At 61.7% G+C, this 21,003-nt stretch carries 14 protein-coding genes and 2 pseudogenes; 13 read left to right on the top strand and 3 right to left on the bottom strand.

The window, feature by feature from the left end; all coding sequences use genetic code 11:
• Together GYH35_RS18900 and GYH35_RS18895 are read left to right on the top strand one after the other, a co-directional pair.
• Complete coding sequence (locus tag GYH35_RS18900) at positions 1 to 6,834, top strand: hybrid sensor histidine kinase/response regulator (protein WP_161812967.1); 6,834 nt, start codon at positions 1 to 3, stop codon at positions 6,832 to 6,834.
• Positions 6,831 to 7,310: a chemotaxis protein CheW gene (locus GYH35_RS18895; RefSeq protein ID WP_161812968.1), complete on the top strand. Its 480-nt coding sequence runs from the start codon at positions 6,831 to 6,833 to the stop codon at positions 7,308 to 7,310. The genes GYH35_RS18900 and GYH35_RS18895 overlap by 4 nt, the downstream gene beginning before the upstream one ends.
• A gap of 3 nt (positions 7,311 to 7,313) precedes the next feature.
• Here GYH35_RS18895 and GYH35_RS18890 read toward each other — a convergent pair whose 3' ends face one another.
• Positions 7,314 to 8,048 (bottom strand): 16S rRNA (uracil(1498)-N(3))-methyltransferase, encoded by a 735-nt coding sequence (locus GYH35_RS18890; protein WP_161829226.1) that lies wholly within the window; start codon positions 8,046 to 8,048, stop codon positions 7,314 to 7,316.
• Positions 8,049 to 8,146: 98 nt separating this feature from the next.
• On the opposite strand from GYH35_RS18890, the gene ampD reads away from it, so the two are divergent.
• The 11 genes and pseudogenes from ampD to GYH35_RS18840 all read left to right on the top strand — a co-directional run bounded on the left by ampD (position 8,147) and on the right by GYH35_RS18840 (position 20,137).
• On the top strand, positions 8,147 to 8,758 hold the full coding sequence (ampD, locus tag GYH35_RS18885) for a 1,6-anhydro-N-acetylmuramyl-L-alanine amidase AmpD (protein ID WP_161829225.1): 612 nt from the start codon (positions 8,147 to 8,149) through the stop codon (positions 8,756 to 8,758).
• Between the two features lie 78 nt (positions 8,759 to 8,836).
• A complete protein-coding gene (locus tag GYH35_RS18880; protein WP_161812971.1) occupies positions 8,837 to 10,291 on the top strand; it encodes a sodium:solute symporter family transporter in 1,455 nt (484 codons plus the stop codon).
• Between the two features lie 8 nt (positions 10,292 to 10,299).
• Complete coding sequence (locus tag GYH35_RS18875; protein WP_209005445.1) at positions 10,300 to 10,722, top strand: MGMT family protein; 423 nt, start codon at positions 10,300 to 10,302, stop codon at positions 10,720 to 10,722.
• An 89-nt stretch (positions 10,723 to 10,811) separates the two neighbouring features.
• Positions 10,812 to 12,566, top strand: coding sequence for a vWA domain-containing protein (locus tag GYH35_RS18870; protein WP_161829224.1), 1,755 nt, complete (start codon positions 10,812 to 10,814; stop codon positions 12,564 to 12,566).
• A 24-nt stretch (positions 12,567 to 12,590) separates the two neighbouring features.
• On the top strand, positions 12,591 to 13,268 hold the full coding sequence (locus tag GYH35_RS18865; RefSeq protein ID WP_202624413.1) for an RNA polymerase sigma factor: 678 nt from the start codon (positions 12,591 to 12,593) through the stop codon (positions 13,266 to 13,268).
• A complete protein-coding gene (locus GYH35_RS18860; RefSeq protein ID WP_161829223.1) occupies positions 13,265 to 14,203 on the top strand; it encodes a hypothetical protein in 939 nt (312 codons plus the stop codon). The genes GYH35_RS18865 and GYH35_RS18860 overlap by 4 nt, the downstream gene beginning before the upstream one ends.
• A gap of 388 nt (positions 14,204 to 14,591) precedes the next feature.
• Positions 14,592 to 15,434 (top strand): annotated as a pseudogene (locus GYH35_RS35485) (hypothetical protein); the annotation flags it as partial.
• A 62-nt stretch (positions 15,435 to 15,496) separates the two neighbouring features.
• Positions 15,497 to 19,093 (top strand): RHS repeat protein, encoded by a 3,597-nt coding sequence (locus GYH35_RS18855; RefSeq protein ID WP_161829222.1) that lies wholly within the window; start codon positions 15,497 to 15,499, stop codon positions 19,091 to 19,093.
• Positions 19,093 to 19,389 carry a hypothetical protein gene (locus tag GYH35_RS18850; RefSeq protein ID WP_161812975.1) on the top strand — a complete coding sequence of 99 codons (297 nt, stop codon included), beginning with the start codon at positions 19,093 to 19,095 and terminating at the stop codon, positions 19,387 to 19,389. Before GYH35_RS18855 ends, GYH35_RS18850 begins: the two co-directional genes overlap by 1 nt.
• Before the next feature lie 13 nt (positions 19,390 to 19,402).
• A pseudogene (locus GYH35_RS35480) lies at positions 19,403 to 19,552 on the top strand (RHS repeat-associated core domain-containing protein); the annotation flags it as partial.
• 294 nt (positions 19,553 to 19,846) lie between these two features.
• Positions 19,847 to 20,137 (top strand): hypothetical protein, encoded by a 291-nt coding sequence (locus GYH35_RS18840; protein WP_161812977.1) that lies wholly within the window; start codon positions 19,847 to 19,849, stop codon positions 20,135 to 20,137.
• On the opposite strand, the gene GYH35_RS18835 is transcribed toward GYH35_RS18840, so the two are convergent.
• Together GYH35_RS18835 and GYH35_RS18830 are read right to left on the bottom strand one after the other, a co-directional pair.
• Positions 20,134 to 20,799: a DUF6680 family protein gene (locus tag GYH35_RS18835; protein WP_161812978.1), complete on the bottom strand. Its 666-nt coding sequence runs from the start codon at positions 20,797 to 20,799 to the stop codon at positions 20,134 to 20,136. The two genes, GYH35_RS18840 and GYH35_RS18835, sit on opposite strands and share 4 nt — an antisense overlap.
• A 38-nt stretch (positions 20,800 to 20,837) precedes the next feature.
• Entirely contained in the window at positions 20,838 to 21,002 is a 165-nt protein-coding gene (locus GYH35_RS18830) for a hypothetical protein (RefSeq protein WP_161812979.1), read from the bottom strand.
• Between the last annotated feature and the right edge of the window lies 1 nt (position 21,003).

Below are 21,003 nucleotides of genomic sequence, written 5' to 3'. Positions count from 1 at the left end.
ATGGCTGAGGTTTCATCGCAGACTCTGCACATCGTTGCGCGCGAGCTCGCCAGCGAACTGAACGAAGCACGCGCTTCGTTGGAAGCGTTCGGCGAGCAGCAGGACAACCTGGCGCTGCTTCGTAAGTGCAATGAACACCTGCACGCGGTGCACGGCGCCCTGCGCGTCGCCGAAGTGTATGGCGCGGCTTTGCTGGCCGAAGAAATGGGCCAGGTCGCGAACTACCTGATCGCGAACTTCAACGAGAAACGTCATCTCGCCGAAGGTCTCGACGCCTTGATGCGCGCGATGGTGCAGCTGCCGACCTATCTCGAGCGCGTGATGAGCGGTGGGCGCGACATGGCGCTCGTGCTGTTGCCTTTGTTGAACGACCTGCGCGCGGTGCGCGGTCATGCGTTGTTGTCCGAAGGCACGTTGCTGCTGCTGAATCTCAGCTCGGATCAACAAGCGAATCCGGTCGCGGGCGCCGCCGAAGGCGCGCTCACGGTCGCGCAGTGGGCTCGCAAACTGCGCACTCGTTTCCAACTCGGCCTGCTGGGCTGGATCAAGGGCGAGCGCGTCGATCAGAACCTCGAAACCCTGTCGCGCACCTCCGAGAAGCTGGAGCATGTCGCCACGACCCAAGCTGTGTTCCAGCTGTGGTGGGTGGTCGGCGCGATCCTCGAAGCGCTGCGTGAGGGCGGCCTCGAAGGCAGTGCCTCGATCAAACGTTTGCTCGGTCAGGCCGACCGGGAAATGAAACGTTTGTATGAAGCAGGCGAAGCGCGTTACGCCGATTCTCCGCCGCTCGAGCTGCTGAACAACCTGCTTTATTACGTCGCTCGTGCGCGCACCAACGGCCCGCGCGTTGCCGCCGTGCGTGCTTCGTTCCGTCTGTCCGAGCTGCTGCCGGTCGACGAGGGTGTCGAGCAGGCGCGTGAAAGCTTGTCCGCACCTTCGGTCAAGCTGATGAAGACCGTGGCCGCCGCGATCAAGGAAGATTTGAGCCGCGTCAAAGACGCGCTCGATATCTTCGTGCGCCAGGGTGGGACGCAGGTCGACGAGCTCGCGCCGCAGTTGGAACTGCTGAAGAAGATCGCCGATACGCTCGGCGTGCTCGGCCTCGGCGAGCTGCGCGACAAAGTGCAGACCGAGACAGCCGATCTGCAGGCCATCGTCGCGCAGAAGTCCAAGGCCAGCGAAGGCACGTTGCTGCGCATGGCGGCGACGCTCATCAAGGTCGAAGACAGTCTCGATGAGCAGCTGGTCGGCATGATCGTGCCGACGGCTGACAGCAGCGCACCGGCGAAGCCAGCCGGCCCGGACGATATCGAGTTCCGCCAGGTCACCGAGGCGGTGCTGCGCGAATGTATCGTCAACATGGCGCGCATCAAGGAAGCGATCGCGCACTCGTTGGACAAGCCTCGCGAAGGCACGGCCGTCGACCAGATTCCTCAGCTCATGCGCGGCATCACCGCCGGCTTGCTGATGCTGGGCAAGACGCGCGTCGTCGAGATCATGGAAGGCATCGACAAGGCGCTGCAGAACTTCGTGCGCAGCGACGGCCTGACGCTGCCGCAAGAGGCGGTCGATCGTCTCGCCGATGCCATCGTCGCGGTCGAGTACTACATGGAAACCATCCAGGCCGGCCGCGCCGATCCCTGGTACATGCTCGACAACGCCGAAACCTGCCTGCGTTATCTCGCCGAAGCGCAGCCGGTGCCGCGCGTCGAAGCGTTTGGCGGCACGACTTCCGATCACGCTCGCACGGTCGTCATCGAGCCGCACGCGGCCACCGTTGCGCTCGGCACCGAGCACGAGCCGACTGCTGTGCTTGATCCGGTCACGCAGGAAGTGCGTCGTCCGACCAAGCCGGCCGCCGCTCCGCAGCCGCCAGCGCCGATGCCGCCCGCGCTCACGAAGCCCGTCGATCGCGAAGTCGATCCGGAGTTCGTCGAGCTGTTCATCGAAGAAGCCAAGGACGAAATCGCCAAGCTCAACCAGTTCTTCCCGCTGTGGGACTCCAACCCGCAGGATCAGGAAGCGCTGGTCAACGTGCGCCGTTCCTTCCATACATTGAAGGGCAGCGGTCGCATGGTGGGCGCGCAGCTCATCGGCGACTTCGCATGGTCGGTCGAGAACATGTTGAATCGCGTCATCAACAAGACGCTGGATCGCACGCCCGACATCATGGCGCTGATGCGCTCCGCCGTGGCCGCCGTGCCGGAGCTCGTCGAGCAGCTCGAAACCGGTCGCGCGCCGCAGGCCGATATCGCAAAGATCATCAACACGGCGAATACGCTCGCCGGCGTTCGTCCGGGAACGGCGACTCAGACATTGGCCGCCGCGCCGGCTGCTGCTCCCAAGCCTGCTCCGGCGCGTCGTCCGGAGCCGCCGGTGCTCACGGCCGCCGCCATGGAGGCGCCAACACTGTCGCCTCTGCCGGAAAAAAAAACAGAGCCAGCCCCGCAGGCAATAACCCCCGCGGCGGAATCGGCAGAATCCCGAATGGACCCGGCGCTCCACGAGATCTACGCCAAAGAAACCGCGGGACACCTCGCGACGATTCATAAGTTCATCGCAGCCTGCCGGCTGGCGACGCCTCCTTATGTCGTTACGGAAGATCTGCATCGCTCCTGTCACACCCTGAGCGGCACGGCGAAGACTGCCGGCGCGCGCCAGGGCATCAAGATCGCGGAGCCGCTGAATCGTTACATCCGCAAGCTCTACGACAATTCCATCGGCATGTCCGACGCCGGGCTGGCGTCGTTGTCGGATGCGGTGACCGCGATCCAGCAGGTCGTTGAAAATATCAACGAGAACACCGGATTCTTCCTCGACCACGACGTGATCGTGCGTCGCTTGAACGACCTCGAGCACTCGCTCGATGCGGAGATTTCGCGCATCGCCGAGCTCGGTGCAACCACCTCGGCCAATGCTACGAATAGCGAGGCGACGGGCGAGCATCTGATCACGTCGACCGCGGCCACCAGCGTCAATCTGCAGCTGAGCGTGCCGCCGCTCGAACCCGTCCACGTCGACGAGATGTCGCTGGCGGAGGTCAATGCCATGCTGCCGCCGATCGAGCCGGAAACCTTCGAGCTCAGCCCCGTCGAGCCGAGCATGCTCGAGTCGGGCGCATTCGATGCGACCACGCTGGTCGTCGGCGAAGAGATCAATCTGCAGGCGCCCGAAGTCTCTGTCGAAGACATCGAGCTGGCCGTGCCGGAGCTCGTCGTCGAGGAAATCACGCTCGACGCGGCCGCCCTGGCGGGCGGCGCCACCGAAGCGCTCGGCGAAGAGATCGTGCTCGGCGCGGTCGAGGTCACGCCGGAAGAGATCACGCTCGATGAGCCGGCTGGCGAGGTCGTCGAGATCGAAGCTGGCTTCAAAGGTCTCGATACGCTGCAGTGGTCCTACGAGAACTTCCCGAAGGACGGCGCCGATGCCGCCAACCATGATGGTTCCAGCGGCGAACTGCAGGTCGAAGCAGTCGAGCTGAGCTCGGATGACGATCTCACGCAGGAAGCGGCTGCGCTGGCGGAGTTGACCCAGGAAGAGCCGGGGATCGTCGTCGATGAGGCGCAGCTCCTGCTCGATGAAAGCAATCGCGCGCTGCTGCAACTGAACGAGCCGCTGCCCGCCGAAGCTACCGATCTCATCGTTGAGACTGCACCGTGGGCGGCGGAATACGAGCCGCCAATGTTGCCGCCGGAGTCGGCGGTTGCACGCGATGACGCGGAGACGATTCGCAGCCCGTCGCTGCGGCCGGCTGCCGATGAAACATTGGGCGAGGCCGCTGCGATGGCGGCAACGCCTGAGCTCGCACCGTTCTCCGAACCGGCTGAAATGGCGGCATTCGACGATCAGCCGGCCGCACCTTCTGAAGCAGCGCCGGGCGCAGAGCAGTCACAGGCTATGGCTTCTGAGACATCGGCAGAGCCGATTTCCGAGCCGGCGAGCGCTGCTCAATCTCAAGCTGTTTCTGAAGTAGCGCCGGCTGCGCAGCAGCCAGGCGCGTCTGCGACGGAGCCCGAGGACGAAGGCGACTACGACGACAGCGATTTCGACCCCGACGTCGCGGCCATCTTCACCGAAGAGGCCACCGAGCTGCTCGAAACCGCCGATCAATCGCTCTCCTCGTGGATCCGCGATCGCGCCAACACCGCGCTGGTGTTCGAGCTGAAACGCGTCGTGCACACGCTCAAGGGCGGCGCTCGCATGGCGGGCATTCGCGCCATGGGCGATCTCAGCCACGAGTTGGAAACATTGATGGGTCTGGTCGAAACCGGCCAGGTGCCCGCCGAGCAAAGGGTGTTCGACGCCCTGCAGGCCAGCCTCGACGAACTGCATCGCATGCGCGATGTGGTCGCCAGCGGCGAGCGCTGCAAGCCGGCTCGCGAACTGATGAGGCGCATTCGTGCGCTGGCCAACGGCGAAGCCGAAGAAGCGCCCGCGCCAGTCAGCGCGCCGCAGGCCGCAGCCGCCGAACCGACGTCCGCCGCTGCGATCATGCCCGCTGCTCCGATCGCGCCTGAAATCGTGCCTCCGGCCGCGCTCACGCCGGAGCCGGTGTTCGATGCGCCCGCGGAAGAGATCGTCGAGATCGAGGACTACTCGCCCGACGACCGGGACATCGGCTCGCAAACCGACATCGTCCCGACGCTCACCGACATCGAAGCGCTGGTCGAAGAAGAAGCGGCCGCCGAAAAGGCGCTCGCCGAAGGCGAGCTGTCCGAAGGCGCATGGAGCGAAGAGCCATCCGCGCCGGAAATCGAAGCCGTCTCCGACGTCGAAGTTGAATTCGGCGCCGACGAACTGGGCGCCGTCGCTCCGCGCGAATCCGTTCGCGTGGAAGAAACTCCCGACGCCGCCATCCAGGCGGAGCACGCCGCCACCGGCGTGCATGCAGCCCACGATGTCTCAGCGGTCGCTCCCGAGCTGCCGCCCGACGGCAGCGAGCAGCAGGAAGAAGCTGCGGAAGCGCAAGCCCCCGCACTGCCGGGCCGCGAAAAGCCGACTCAGCAGGAACCTCGCGAATTCGCGCGCGTCGATGCCGACCTGCTCGACAACCTGCTCAACAACGCCGGCGAAGTCAGCATCTTCCGCTCGCGCATGGAACAGCAGGTCAGCTCCATCGAGTTCAACCTCGCCGAGCTGGGCCGCACCGTCACACGATTGAAGGAACAGCTGCGCAAGCTCGAGCTGGAAACCGAATCGCAGATCCTGCACCGCCACCAGGAACAGTTCCCGGATCGCGCCGACTTCGATCCGCTGGAAATGGATCGTTACTCGACCATTCAACAGTTGACGCGCGCGTTCGCCGAATCGGTGAGCGACGTGAGCTCGATCGAAGGCTTGCTGGAAAATCTCACGCGCGAAGCGCAGAACCTGTTGCTGCAGCAGTCGCGTGTCGTGACGGAAATGCAGAACGGCCTGATGCGCACGCGCATGGTGCCGTTCCAGCGCCACGTGCAACGTCTCAGCCGATTGGTGCGCCAGGTCGCCAACGACACGAAGAAGAGTGTCGAGCTGGTGGTCGTCGGTGCGAACGGCGAGCTCGATCGCCAGGTGCTCGAGCGCATGTTGCCGCCGTTCGAGCACATGCTGCGTAACTCCGTCGTGCACGGCATCGAAACGCCGGAAGAACGCGTTGCGAGCGGCAAGCCGGCGCAAGGCACGATCAAAGTCGGCCTGCACCGAGAAGGCTCGGAAATGGTCATCGTGCTCGAAGACGACGGTCGCGGCATCGACGTGAACGCCGTGCGCGAGCGCGCCAAGCAGCGGGGCTTGTTACAAGCGGGCCGCGTGCTGACCGACGAAGAAGCGATGCAGCTCATTCTCGAGCCGGGCTTCAGCACCGCTAGCACCATCACTCAACATGCCGGCCGCGGCGTCGGCATGGACGTGGTGGTCAACGAGATCAAGAAACTCGGCGGCGCGCTGTTTACCGCCTCGGAGTTGGGCAAGGGCGTGAAGTTCACGATCCGTCTGCCGTTCACGCTGGCCATCACGCAAGCGTTGATCGTCCGCACGGGCGATGAGCTGTACGCGCTGCCGCTGCCGTCCGTCGAAGGCGTCGCTCGCATTCCGAAGTCGGAAGTGCAGAGACATCTGGCCGAAGAATCGCCGACCTTCAACTACGGCGGACAGGTCTATCGATTGCAGCATCTCGGCGCGTTCGTGGGCGGCGGTCCGTCGGCGCTGCCCGAGCTCGACGTATCGGTGCCGCTGATTCTGATCCGTGCCGGCGAGCATTCGACGGCGATCGTCACCGACGAGTTGGTCGGCAGCCGTGAGATGGTCGTGAAGTCGGTGGGCCCGCAGATCGCGACGATTCGCGGCATTGCCGGCGCCACGATCCTGGGCGACGGCCGCATCGTCATCATCTTGGACATGGGCACGCTGGTGCGCTCGGATTGGCGCGGCGGCAAGGCGCCGTTGGAACAGCAGGGTCCGAAGCAGGACAACCGTACGTTCGCGCTGGTCGTCGACGACTCGATCACCGTGCGCCGCGTGACGCAGCGTCTGCTCGAGCGCAATGGCATGCGAGTGATGACGGCGAAGGACGGCGTCGATGCGCTGTCGATCCTGCAGGAACACATCCCGGATGTGATCCTGCTCGATATCGAAATGCCGCGCATGGACGGTTACGAGCTGGCGACGCAGGTGCGCGCCGATGCGCGTCTGACCGATATTCCGATCGTGATGATCACATCGCGCGTCGGCGAGAAACATCGCGCCCGCGCGATCGAGATCGGCGTGAACGATTACCTCGGCAAGCCGTATCAGGAAAATCAGCTGCTCGATGCGATCGAGCCGCTGGTGCAGGCGCGTAGAAGGAAAGTGTCGTGAGTGCTACTGACGTCCCCTCGCACGAGCTGTACAGCCTGCTGATCCCGCTGGCGCAGGAACGGTTGATCGTGCCGCGCGCGTGCGTGGCCGAGGTCGTGACGTGGCAGACGCCGGAGAAGGTGGAGGGCGTGCCGCCGTGGTATCTGGGCACGATTTCCTGGAGCGGGCGGCCGGTGCCGGTGATCTCCTTCGAAGCCGCCTGCGGCCAGGCTGTGCCGACGCCGGGTACGCGTACGCGTATTGTGATTTTCGTCGCTTTGAGCAGCCAGGTAACGGGCGGCTATTTCGGTGTCATTACGCAAGGCTTCCCGCAGCTGGTGCGCGTCAACAATGACGTTGTGAAATCCGATCCAAGCAGAACTTTTCCGGAACGCGGTCCGATCCTGTGCCAGGTGCGCATGTTGAATGAGTCGCCGCTCATTCCGGACTTCGAGCATCTGGAGCAGATGATCAGCGAAGAGAGTCGGGCAGCTTAATTCCTACTGAAGGTCACCCCATAGACCTTGCAAAACAGACAGAGCGACCACTGCCGCTGTTTCGGTTCGGAGCACTCTCGGGCCGAGACGCACCGGCATGAAGCCGGCTTTCTGGGCGGCGTGCAGTTCGTCGTCGTCCAGGCCGCCTTCCGGGCCGATCAACAATTCGGCTTTGCTAGGCATGCTCGACAGGCCGACCAGCGACGCCGGCGCGGACGGGCTCAGCACCAGTCGCAGGCCGTCCTTTTTCACGTTGGCAAAGTACTCGCGCAGCGTCATCGGCGCCGATACCGCCGGGATCTTCGCGCGCCCGCATTGCTCGCAGGCGCCGATGACGATGCCCTTCCAATGCTCACGTTTTTTGGCGGCTTGCTTCTCATCGAGGCGTACGACGCTGCGGGCCGTCAGCACGGGCGAGATCGCGGCCACGCCCAGCTCCGTCGCTTTTTGCAGCGTCCAATCCATGCGCTCGCTGCGCGAGACGCCCTGGACCAGGGTGATTTTCAAGGGCGACTCGGCGGTGCCGGGCGTGGGATCGCCGAGGCTGACGGTGACCTTGTCGCCTTCGACGCGCACGATTTCGGCGCGGAATTCCTGGCCGCTGCCATCGAATACACTAAGCGGTGCACCCTCGCGCATACGCAGGACGCGTGCGACGTGGTAACCGCCGGCCGGAGGCAGGTCGATTTCGGTGCGACCGGCCAGCGGGCCGTCGCAAAAGATTCGGTTCATTCTCATGCTCGCCTCATTGCGAGTAGGGGATCCTAGCCCTGACCAGTCATGATCTATTCAAGGCCAAGCAAACATTGTGCCGTGACACCGTGATGGAACAGCCCATGCACTTCACTTCGCCGCCCGACGCTCTGTACCACCACCTGCTCACGGTGGCGGCGGGCATCGACGCGAACAGCGGCTGGCTGCGTGCGGCCCGGCAGGCGCCGTCGCCGAACTTCGATGCGCGGCCGGGCGGCATCTTGCCAGAACTCATTGTCGTGCACGGCATCAGCTTGCCGCCGGACGAATTCGGCGGGCCGTGGATCGACCGCTTGTTTACCAACACGCTGCCGCCTGCCGAGCATCCGTACTTCGAGAAGATCAAGGATCTGAAGGTGTCCTCGCACTTGTTGATCCGTCGCGACGGCGAGCCGGTGCAGTACGTGCCGTTTCACGAGCGCGCCTGGCACGCCGGCGCGTCGAGCTATCAGGGGCGCGAGCGCTGCAACGATTTTTCCGTCGGCATCGAGTTGGAGGGCGCCGATGAGATTCCGTACGAGCCGGCGCAGTATCGCGTGCTGAGCGCGGTCATCCTGGCGCTGTGTGAAGCCTATCCGTCGCTGTCGCTCGCTCGAATCGCGGGACACAGCGATATCGCGCCGGGCCGCAAGACCGATCCGGGCCCGGCCTTCGATTGGCAGCGGCTCTACGCGCTATTGCGAGCGATTGCCTGATTCTGGCGACACCTTTCGCGCGCGAACACGGCCTCGTGTAGCATCGCCGGCCGGCCGCTTGAGGACTCGTATTCGACCATGAACCGCTCCGCCACGGTGTTGCTGACGCTGATGGCCTTCGCGGCGCTGCTGCTGGTGGTGGCGGCGTGGGCGGGCCGGCGCACGCACAACGCGGCCGATTTCGCGCTGGCGAATCGCCGTCTTGGTGTCTGGCTGACGGCGGTCAGCTGTACAGCGAATACCGTCAACGGCTGGCTGTTGATGACGCTCGCCGGCGCCGCCTTCGCTTGGGGCTGGTCGGCGGTCTGGATTTGCGGCGCCTTCGTGCTTGGCTCCGCGCTCAATCTGTTCTTTATCGCTCCGCGCCTGCGTGGCATCTCCGTGGGCCAGGGCACGGCCACTTTGTTTCAGGTGTTGAGCGTCGATGCGGGCGATCGCCTGCAACCTTTGGTGGCGCGCTCGGCCATTCTCATCTTCATGCTGTGTGTGCTGTTGCAGACCAGTGCGATGTTGCGCTTCGCCGGCGGGCTGCTGGTCGACGAGTTTGGATTCAACTTGATCAGCATCACGCTGACCTCGATGTTTCTTATCACCGTGGGCGCATTCGCCGGCGGCTTGCGTGCGGCGGCAGTGGGCGATGCCGTGCAAGTGATCGCTGTCGGACTGTTCGCTGCCCTGTTGCTGGCGGGCGCGAGTGTCGCAATCGAAGGTTGGGACCAATTCAAAATCGCCTTCACGGCGCTCGGACCCCTGGCCTCCGATTGGTTTGGGGGGCGCAAGGGTGTGGTGTCGCTGGCGTTCGCCGCCGGTGTGTTTTGTATCGGCTTGGGCATGACCGGCCAGCCGCAGCTCGCCACTCGATTCATGGCGGCTCGCGATGAGAAAACATTGTTGCGGGCCAGCTGCCTGTCGCTCCTGCTCACGACGCTGCTGGTCGGTCTGGTGCTGGGTTGTGGCTGGGCTGCCGGCATTCTGTATTCGGACCTGGATCGGCCCGAGCTGGCGCTGTTTACGATCGCGGACCGGCTGCTGCCGCCGCTGCTGGCGGCATTCATCGTCGCGAGCCTGATCGCCGCGATCTTCGCCAACCTGGGCAGTCAGTTGCTGGCGCTCGCGACCACCTTGGGAATCGACATGCGCCGTGTGAACGCGCCGCTGTCCATCGGCTGGAGTCGAGCCGCCATGGTGTTGTCGGCGGTGCTGATCGTGCTATCGACGCTATGGGCGCCGGCGACAGTGTTCGAGCATGCAATGTTCGGTTACGCGGCGATCGGCTCGTCCTTCGGGCCGCTGCTGTTGGTTCGCGTGTGCGGCAAGCGCGTACGTCCCGGTGCAATGCTCGCGGCAATCTGGTCCGGGTTCATTCTTTCTTTGCTATTTCATTTGCTGCCGGATGCGCCGGGCGATTTCCTGGAGCGCGTCATGCCTTTCGTGGCTTCGCTGGGTATCGCACTCACCGGCGGTGAGCGCCGGCGCAATCCCGACCGCGCCGATCGCTCCCAGGAAACCGTGCACGATCGCGTGCCGATCTGAGGTGACTCGTGGCTTCGCGTAACAAACAAAAAGCTCGGAAGAACGCGACGCGAAAGATCTCGAAGAAAAAGACCGCGACGGTCGCACCGGCGAACGACGCGGCTCGCATCATTGCGGCAATCAAGCGAATTCCGCGAGGAAAGGTCTGCACGTATGGCGGCGTAGCCGACGTGGCCGGTCTGCCCCGACGGGCACGGCTGGTGGGCACGGTGTTGCGCCAGACGCCGGCGTCGCGAGGATTGCCTTGGTTTCGGGTCATCAACGCCAGTGGCCGCATTTCCTTTCCCCTCGGCAGCGATGGCTATGCCCGCCAGCGTAAGCATCTGGAGAACGAGGGCATAGATTTCGTCGGCGGCCGGGTGGATCTGGACCGGTATGGCTGGCCGCCCCGAGAGAAGCTGCTGGACGAGCTGGTCTGGGGACCGGGCTGAAAATCTTTACCCCGCCTTAACCCGATCCGAGCTCACCCGCCGTTCATACCCCCAGTGACGCAAGCCGCGTCGGAGTGGGGAGCGAAGCCATGAATCGGGTCGTCAGTCGGGGATCCTTGTTGATTGCTGCTGCCGTGCTTGCTGCTTGCGCCGCCAAGCGGGAAGAAAAACAGACCGTTGCGGAGCAGGTGGGCAATGCAGAGCCCATAGAAACCCGCATGCTCGAAGAACAGGCAGTCGCATCTCCCGCCGACGCGGCGATTCAAGCGGCGCCGGTTCCGCCCGCAGCCCTGCCCGCCCCAGCTCAGGAGTCGTACCGGCAGGTGACATCGGCCGATCAGCTGCGCCGGGCCGAGGTGCAAATGAAGATGGCGTCGTCTGGTTTCGCGATGCCGGCAAATCCCGCCGACACCGATCGCTACCAACATCAACAAGACAACGGCATACAGGTTGCCGCGGAGCAGCCGGTGTCGACTTTCTCTATCGACGTAGACACGGGCGCATATGCGAACGTGCGTCGCTTCCTCAACAACGGCAGCCTGCCGCCGCAGGATGCCGTCCGTGTCGAGGAGCTGATCAACTATTTCGATTACGAGTACGCGACCCCGAACAGTCGCGACATTCCGTTCAATGTGTCGACCGAGCTGTCCGCCGCGCCATGGAATTCGCAAGCGTTGCTGATGCGCATCGGCATCAAAGGTTTCGAAGTGGAGGCGAAGGAACGTCCGGCCGCGAACCTGGTGTTTCTGATCGACGTCTCGGGCTCGATGGACTCGCCCGATAAATTGCCGCTGCTCAAGAATGCGTTTCGCCTGCTGACGGATCAGTTGACCGGTCGCGATCGTGTTTCCATGGTTGTGTACGCCGGCAGTTCGGGCGTCGTGCTCGAGCCGACGCCGGGCAATGCGAAACATCAAATTCAGGAAGCGCTCGCTCGTCTGTCCGCCGGCGGCTCGACGAATGGCGCCTCCGGCATCCAGCTCGCTTACAAACTGGCGCACGACACCTTCGTCAAAGGCGGCATCAATCGCGTCGTGCTCGCGACCGATGGCGACTTCAACGTCGGCACGGTGGATTTCGAAGCGCTGGTGGACATCGTCGAGCGCGAGCGGACCACGGGCGTCGAGCTGACGACACTGGGCTTCGGCACGGGTAACTACAACGAGCAATTGATGGAGCGCCTCGCCGATGCCGGCAACGGCAACTACGCATACATCGATACGTTGTCCGAAGCGCGCAAGGTGCTGGTCTCGCAGCTCAGCTCGACGCTATACACCATCGCCAAGGACGTGAAGATCCAGGTCGAGTTCAATCCGTCCGAAGTGCTCGAGTATCGTCTGATCGGTTACGAGAACCGCATGCTGGCCCGTGAGGATTTCAACAACGACAAGGTCGATGCGGGCGAGATCGGCGCCGGCCATCGAGTGACGGCGTTGTATGAAGTCGTGCCGGTGGGTGCGAAGGGTCGCGTCGACTCATTGCGCTACGGCGCCAAGACCGAAGCTACCGCTGGCAAGGGCGAGCTCGCGAACGTCCGGCTGCGTTACAAGAAGCCCGGCTCGGATGCCAGCCAGTTGTTGGAATATCCGATCCGCAAGGATTCGGTCGCAGATAAGGTGACCGCCGATTTCCGCTTCGCGGCCAGCGTCGCGGCGTTCGGGCAGCTGCTGCGAGGTGGAAAATACATGGGCGAGTTCAGCTACGGCGATGTCACCAAGCTCGCGAACGGTGCGCTCGGTGCGGATCGCGATGGTTATCGGAAGGAGTTCGTGTCGCTGGTGGCGCTGGCCAAGAGCCTGACGCCGTCGACGGACGCCAGTAAGGTCAGCCAGATTTCAGAATGAAGCATTGCTGATATTCTTCGCTGCATGGATCTTTCTTCCACTCCTGGCCCGCAGCCGATGTCGGCTGCGGCGGGCGATGTCACCGGCGCGGCCGGCGCGACGGTATCGACCATCGGCGCGGCGCCGGACGACGCGACGCTCATGCTTCGCTATCGCAAGGGCGATGTGCGCGCGTTCGAGATGCTTTACGAGCGGCACAAGGGATCGCTGTATCGTTACCTGCGGCGCCTGTGCCGCAGCCAGGAGGCGGCCAATGATTTGTTTCAGGAGGTGTGGAGCAAGGTGATCGCCAGCCGCGAGCGCTACGAAGTGCGCGCCAAGTTCACGACGTTCCTGTTTCACATCGCGCACAACTGCGCGATCGACTATTTCCGCCGTGCCGGCCGGCCGCAGGAAAAAGGCGCACAGGATGTCGATGCGCTGGCGGACGAGTTGCCCGGGCCGGGTCATGAAAGTCCCGATGCCGCGCTCTCCGAAGCGCAGCTGCGTGCGGATTTCAAACGCGCGCTGGATGAATTGCCGGCGGAACAGCGCGATGTATTCCTGCTGTACGAAGAAACGGGGCTTGGGTTGGAGGATATCGGCCGCATCACCGGTGTCGCCATGGAAACGGCGAAGAGCCGCCTGCGTTATGCCTTGGGCAAGCTGCGCGGGGCGCTGCGCCAGCATCAATCTCCGACTCTGCAGTCGAGCGTGTCATGACCGAACCCACCGACAAGGTTGACGAGCAGCCGCTGGACGAATACCTGAAGGGGGGTTCCAGCGTGTCTCGTCAATATCGTCAGCTGCCCGGTGCGGACGTTCCGCCGTCGCTCGATCGTCTCGTGCTTCGTCAGGCGGAGGAGGCGGTGAAGCGTCCGTCGCGGCCTGCGTGGATGCGTTGGACTGCGCCGCTCGCGGTTGCGGCTTCGGCCGTGCTGGTGGTTTCGATCGTGCTCGAGACGGGCTTGCGAGATGAAACGACCGTGTCCGCGATGCAGGAAAAACGCGAGGCTGCGGAAGCGCCGATTGAGACGAGGATGATCGAGGAGCCGGCAAGCGAGCCGTCAGCCAATGCTCCCGCGGCGGATTCGGCCGCCGCCGAATTGGTAATGCCCGTGCCGCCGCCGCCGAAAATCGAGGTTCCTCCACCGGCTTCGGCGTCCGAGATGCCGATGACGGCTGTTCAGCGTCGAGCCCCGCCGCCGCCGGTCGCCGCGCCCGCTCCTGCGCCGCTCGAGGAGCAGGTCGCCAAGGCTGAGGAAAGAGACAATGCAGCTTTCGTGGCCGACGTCGCGCGACAGAAGTCGGCTCTGGAAGCGGCTGCGCGAGAACGGGAGCTGTCAGCGTCGCAACGAGCCATGCGTGGCGAACAAGCCGGCGTCGCCGGCCCTCGCGACACCGTCGAAACGCCCGAGCCCAAGGCGGTATTGAGCTACTCACGCCCCATCAGCGCCAGCGCCGTTGTCACCAGCGCCGATAGCATGGCGAAGTTGGAGAAGACTTACACAGACCCGGAAGCCTGGCTGAAAGACATTCGCCAGCTGCGGAAAGATAACAAACCAGAAGAAGCCGACCGCCAGTGGAAACTCTTTGTCGCCGCCTTCCCGAATTATGAGGTGGCTGAGAACGACACCGCGCGCGAGGCGAACAAGTAGCCTTGTTACTGATGCCGGCAGTGTCCGTAAAGAAGGCTTGCCCTCATTCCACAGTAAACGTTGCCGAAGCAAAAAGCGTGGGCTGCGGATCAAGCGCCGGCCGCAGCAAAAGGACGCGCCGTCTCTCGGTTCGCGTGTGAGCTCGATCATCCGCGGTAGTTGTATGTGCTGCCGAATGGCGATGTGCTCGTTGCGGTCACGTCCCACGATGAGCCCCTATTCCATCACGGTAGTCCAGTGGGAACCTCGTTACCACTGTACTTCATCTATTCCCCGATTGACCCTGTTTGTAAGATCGCCCTAGGCTCGTCGTATAATAGTCAATCGACTCGCTCATGGATGGCGGCAAGCAGGGTTGCGACATGACGTGAGGAAGCAGGAAAGAGGCATGTCGCTGCGTTCGTCGTTGCTGAGTCCATGGAGGAGCGCGCCCTCTTCAATCGCACTATCCGGGCCGACTGCGCCAATCACACTCAAGTTATCCCGCAGCGTTCTGCCGCTCGCCCTATCGGCCTTGGTGGCACTGATTGCGCTTGTATTCTCGCATGCTGCAGCGAGCGCCATTCCCACGCAGTATCAATGCACACCTGAAGGGTCGACAATCGGCGCTGCATGCAAACCGGTGGACATTGGGCCATGGCGCTGGCGGGTCTACAGCCTCGGGTATGACCACATGGTGGGGTTTCCAAACCACTGGCGGAGTTCGCAAGAGGAGTTGATTGCAGCTATCCCGGCCAGCATCTTGCCCGATTCGAGTTGGTGCGAGATGCCGTATCTGTCCAGCACCCCCGGTTCGGAAACCTATGTTCATGGCGTTCTCCGACGTCAGTATGTCCGGCTGCAGTATGAGGTGATTGCGCATAAGACGAATGTGGTCCCATGCAATCAGAGTTGGATCTACGAGGCTACGATTTATCGTCAGAGAGAAGTGACTTGTCCGAAAGGCTGGACTCTCAGTGGTGACGATTCTGCAGGCATTCGAGCATATTGCGCGTGCCCCTGGAGCAGTGAATGTGCTCCTCCCGTCACATACAAGGGATCGATGTGCAAGGGAAATCCTTGCATCGTCATGTCCGGTAACAAGCACCAGGTGGAGCGCGACTACAGTGGTCCAAACGGTTTGAGCTTCGTGCGCTCCTATAACAGCAAATACGCCTACGCATACAACGACGCTACTAACGATCGATTCGAACCTCTCGGCATCGGCTGGGCCGGAAGCTACCTTCAGCATCTGAGATATAGCATGGGGGGGGGCAGTTGCAGGGCGTATGGGCATACCGCCCGAATGGCTCCGTGCTGGGCTACACGGAGGCTGCGACAGGCGTTTTCGATTATGGCGGCGAGATCGCCGATCGCGTCGAGCGCGTGCTGGACGCGAATGGCAGTCACATCGGATGGAAGTACATCACCGAGGATGATGATATCGAGCAATATGATCTCACGGGCAAGCTTGTGTCAGTCACCGCTCGCGCCGGCGTTGTGCAGACACTTTCTTATGGCTCAAGCGGCATGCTCGCCTCCGTGACGGATAGCTTCGGACACGCACTAGTCTTCACATGGAATGCCGACCAGAGGCTCGTGAGCATTACACTTCCGGATGGCTCTCAAATCGCTTACACATACGATTCGTCTCGAAATCTGACGCAGTCTGAATACCCTGATGGATCGACGCGTACCTACCACTACGAGATGACTTCGTCCATCCAAGTCAATTTGCTGACGGGAATCACCGACGAGTCGGTACAACGCTATGCGACCTTCGGCTATTACGGCAGCGCTGCCACGAGCACGGAGCATGCCGGCGGCGTCAATCGGTATAGCTTCACCTCCACCAGCAGCACTCGAACGGTAACGGATCCTCTGGGTGTCGCGCGTGTTCACAATTCCCAGGTGCGGTATGGCGCTCGGCGATACACGTCATCGCCTTCTTTCTGCGATGGATGCGCCGAATCGAAATCGGTGCAGTACGACCTGAAGGGGAACGTCTCAGCGAGTACCGATTTCAACAACATCGAGACACGGTACACGTACGATCTTTCTCGTACGTTGGAAACGTCTCGGACCGAAGCTTACGGAACGTCGCTGGCCAGGACGATAACAACCCAGTGGCACCCCACATACCGTCTTCCGGTGCAGATTGACGAACCTGGCAAACGCACAACATTTACCCGCGACGCGACCGGCAACGTGCTCACACGCACAGTGCTGGATACCACAACGAACGTTTCGCGTGCCTGGACGTACACATACAACAGTTTCGGCCAGGTGCTGACCGCGGATGGACCGCGCGCCGATGTCTCTGACGTCACGACGTACACGTACTACAGCTGCGTGACCGGCTATCAATGCGGCCAGGTTCAGACCGTCACCAACGCCGCCGGTCACGTCACCACTTACAACACATACAATGCGCACGGGCAGCCGCTCACGATCACCGATCCAAACGGCGTTGTGAGGACGCTAAGCTACGATTTGCGTCAGCGCCTGACGTCGCGCACCGTCGCGGGCGAAGTAACGATGTTCAGCTATTGGCCGACGGGTTTGCTGAAGAAGGCCGCCCTGCCCGATGGCAGCTATCTCGAGTACACCTACGACGCCGCTCATCGCCTCACCGATATTAACGATGCCGAGGGCAACCGCATCCACTATATGCTGGATGCGATGGGCAATCGAACGAACGAGCAAACATACGATCCCTCGAACGCGTTAGCGCGTAGTCGTACACGGGTTTTCAATACCCTAAACCGTCTGCACCAGGAGATCGGTGCAGCGGGCACAGCCAGCGTTACATCAACCTACGGCTACGACAACAACGGCAATCAAACGAGTCTCGCCGCACCGCTCGGGCGCGACACGGCACAGGGTTACGACGAGCTGAATCGACTGACGACCGCTACCGACCCGCTTAATGGCGTTACCCAATATGGCTACAACGCGCTGGACCAATTGATCTCTGTCACCGATCCGCGTGGCTTAGTCACGTCCTACTCGTACAACGCTCTGGGTGATCTGCAGCAGCAGACCAGCCCCGACACCGGGGGCACCGCCAATACGTACGACTCGGCCGGCAACCTCGCCACGAGTACGGATGCGCGAAACGCCGTTGCGTCTCACACCTACGACGAACTCCATCGCGTCGCGACGACTTCGTTCTCTGCCGGTGGAGTTACGGACCAGGTGCTTACATACATATACGACGCAGGCGCGTTCGGTAAAGGCCGTCTCACCGGTGCGTACGACGCCAGTCACTCATTGGCATGGACCTACGACGAGCATGGTCGCGCGCTGACGGCGACTCAAGTCGTGGACTCGATTAGCAAGACGACGAGCTACACCTATGCTAACGGCTTGCGCCAAAGCATGACGACCCCGTCCGGCCAAGTCATCACATACGGCTATACGAACGGCAAGGTCACCAGCATCAGCGTAAACGGGACCGTCATCGTCTCGGGCATCCTCTACGATCCCTTCGGTCCTGTGCGCCAATGGACTTGGGCCGACGGTTCGCTGGCCGTTCGCACGTTCGACCAAGACGGCAGTATTGCGTTGATCGATAGCGCTGGTCTGAAGACCTACAGCTATGACGATGCCTTTCGTGTAACCGGCATCACGGATACGACCAATTCCGCGTTCAGCTGGACGTATGGCTACGACGATCTGGATCGATTGACGAGCGCATCGAAGAGCGGCACGACGATTGGCTACACGTACGATGCCAACGGCAATCGTCTAACAGAGACCGGCTCGCATCCATCGACGTTCACAATCGCTGCGAATAGCAATCGGCTCTCGGTCGCGTCGGGCGCGCTGTCGCGCATCTACGGTTACGATGACGCTGGCAACACGACCAGTTTCACAGGCATTTCGTTCACCTACAACAACCGTGGGCGGATGAGCTCGTCGACGAAGAATGGGGTGACGACCAACTACGTCTACAATGCGCTTGGCCAACTCGCAAAAAAGGCCGGGAGCACGCTGTACTACTACGACGACGCCGGGCACGTCCTGGGAATTTATGATGGCAGTGGCGCGCTGACGGAAGAAATCGTCTGGCTGGGCGACACGCCAATCGCAACTCTGCGGCCGCAGAGCGGCGGCGGCGTGAAGCTTTACAACATCCACACGGATCATCTGAACGCGCCGCGTGTCATCACCGACTCGGCAACCGCCGCCGTGCGATGGCGCTGGGATGGTGAGCCGTTCGGCGGTGGGGCGACGAATGACGACCCATCTGGTGCGGGCGTGTTTGAGTTCAATCTGCGCTTTCCGGGGCAGATTGCGATGGCGGAGATGGGGCTGCACTACAACTACCACAGGGATTATGACCCGCCGACCGGAAGGTACGTCGAATCCGATCCGATTGGTCTGAAAGGCGGTCTCAACACATATGCATATGTGAAGGGCAATCCGCTGCAATGGACGGATCCCTTAGGTCTTGCGATCTGGCTCTGCAACCGAAAAGTTAGCGGGTTTCCTGGCTTCGGAAATCACGGCTACCTCTGGAACGACAAGTCCAATGCCTCTTGTGGAATGCAAGGATCGTTTGGGTTTGGGCCCACCGGAGACAAAGAGAAGGGGCCCTCGGTCGATTTCTGCGTCAAGGTCGACGGCAGTGACGGTCTCGAAGACCAAGTGATGAGTTGCTGCAAGAAGAACGCGAACAATGGATTGTGGTTTCCGGGGTTCAATGATTGCCACAATGCGGCCAATGACTGCATCAAGTCAGCCGGGTTGACTTCGCCCGGATCGCCGGGTGGGCGCCTCGGGGCGCCGTGTAGCGGCGTTGGTTGCCAAAGTGATGACGTGTGCGGCCGATGCTCTCCCGGTGATATGGACTGCTTGCTTTATGGCGGAAATCTTTGCCGCGGCTTTAGGCCGGGGAGGCGCTAGTGGTTATTGGTCTTAAAGATGCATTGCGCCTGAGTTGTATAGCAGGCGCTATGTATCTGGTTCTCGTGCTGATGGCCATCATGCTTGAGGTCCGCGCGCGCGAGCCTTTGTTTGGTTCCTTGACTTTCTATTCGCTCACTGCCTTCTTTGCTATCGCAACGATAGTGATTCATTGGCGAGCAATCGGCAGAAGGCCAGTGGCACTCATGTCAGCGCTTATATTTTCATGCATCGTGTTCTTGTTCGCTTTGGTGATCGGCGTGAATGCCAAATTCTGGATGGGGGGAGCTTTGTAATCGCCTTAGGCGACACTATAACTACTTCAGGGACTACGACCCGGCGACGGGAAGGTATGTGGAGTCAGATCCGATCGGGTTGGATGGTGGCATTAACACCTACGCCTATGCGCTATCCAATCCTGTTTCCAATGTTGACCCAGAGGGATTGCAGGTCGCTGCGCCATGGTTCGTTCCGCGGCCTTGGGTTGTGCCAAGGCCAAGGGTTACGCCACGTCCGTGGCCCGCCGATCCGGCGTTTCCGATACCGGATATGTCTGAGAGGGATCGGGAGAAGGCGCGCGCAGAATGTGAGTAGGCATGTGATGAGCAGTGGGATAGGGATATGTTTCAGTGCGAATGGATGTGGAAAATGAAGGGCCGGCCGAAAGGTGGTTGGGTGGCGTGTAAGAAGGAGGCGAATCGGCGTTACGTGGAGTGCTACCAATCTTGCGGGCCCATGTGCTAGGAGAAACCAGTGGACGAGAACGCGGCTCAGGTCAATCACGAATTGATACGAGAATGCCTCGATCGAATCTCATCAGGAGATAAGGATGCAGCGTTCGATCTGGCTCAGCTTTACATGACGCGAGTAGTCCAGAAGGACGTTCACGCCATGCTGTCAGTTGTTGAAGGATTAGCGCGTCAATCGATTGCGCTTGGGTCCACCGAGGCAAAGGATTTTCTGGAAGGCGATTGGCCTCAGCTCAGGCAGGTGCTTGAGCGACGATTGAATAGGACGTTTCTTTCCGATTCGGAACGAACCTAGCTGCCAGCACCATCGCCCTTGACGATCACGTTGAGCGCGCCTCTACCGGCAAAGGCTTCGCTCATCGCCTTCTGCAGCGTGGCTTGGGCGTTGGCGACATCTTCGTTCATAGGAAAGCTGGTGACTTCCATCTTGAGCGCGCTCTGACCTGCGAGAAGCTTGAGCACGGACTTGCGGATCAAGTTCTGTTCGTGCTCGAGGTTGCCGTGAGCGATCGGTGAGTAGGAGCCCTTCTTTAGCTGTACGCGATCGAACTTGAAATGCACGTCGGTGGCGATAGCGAACAACAGGTTGATGAACAGCTCGTCGCCCTTGGTGTTCCAGATCGCGAACGTTGAATCATCGAACTTGTTGCCGAGGTGATCGTGATACTCGTGCCACGCTTCGACGACGCTGGTCTCGCCCTTGGTGCGTCGATGGATGCCGAAAAAGTGCGTGCCGTAGAACACGAGATCGATCATGTTGAGTGCCTGCACATGATCGTTGGAGAGGCGCGAGGCGCGCGTGGCCATCAGCTGTTGAAAGACCCAGAGCTTGCGGTTGCGACGTTCGCGCAAGCGTTCGAGCCACTTCTGCGCCTGAACAGCGAGAATGGGACCGGCGATCGTGGCGATGATCACCGACCAGTCGCGGACACCGAGCTCGGATAGACCCAAGTCCATAGTTGTCTCCCCATGCCCTTTTATCCAGGGCTTTGAATTTATCTACCGGCCTGACTGAGCACGCCATCGAGCATCTTGATGACGACCTTCTGCTTGGCCTTGGGCAGCTGGCTCAATCGTTCGATCTGTTGTTGCAGCTTGAAGGCTGGGCCGCGATTGCCCGCGGCGGCCATCAAGTGACGAGAAGCTTCGTTTGATGCCACC

It is taken from the genome of Steroidobacter agaridevorans (assembly GCF_009932555.1).
Taxonomy (GTDB): domain Bacteria; phylum Pseudomonadota; class Gammaproteobacteria; order Steroidobacterales; family Steroidobacteraceae; genus Steroidobacter; species Steroidobacter agaridevorans.
The sequence above is the reverse complement of the archived record's forward strand: the minus strand, read 5'-3'. Positions and strand labels throughout refer to the sequence as shown.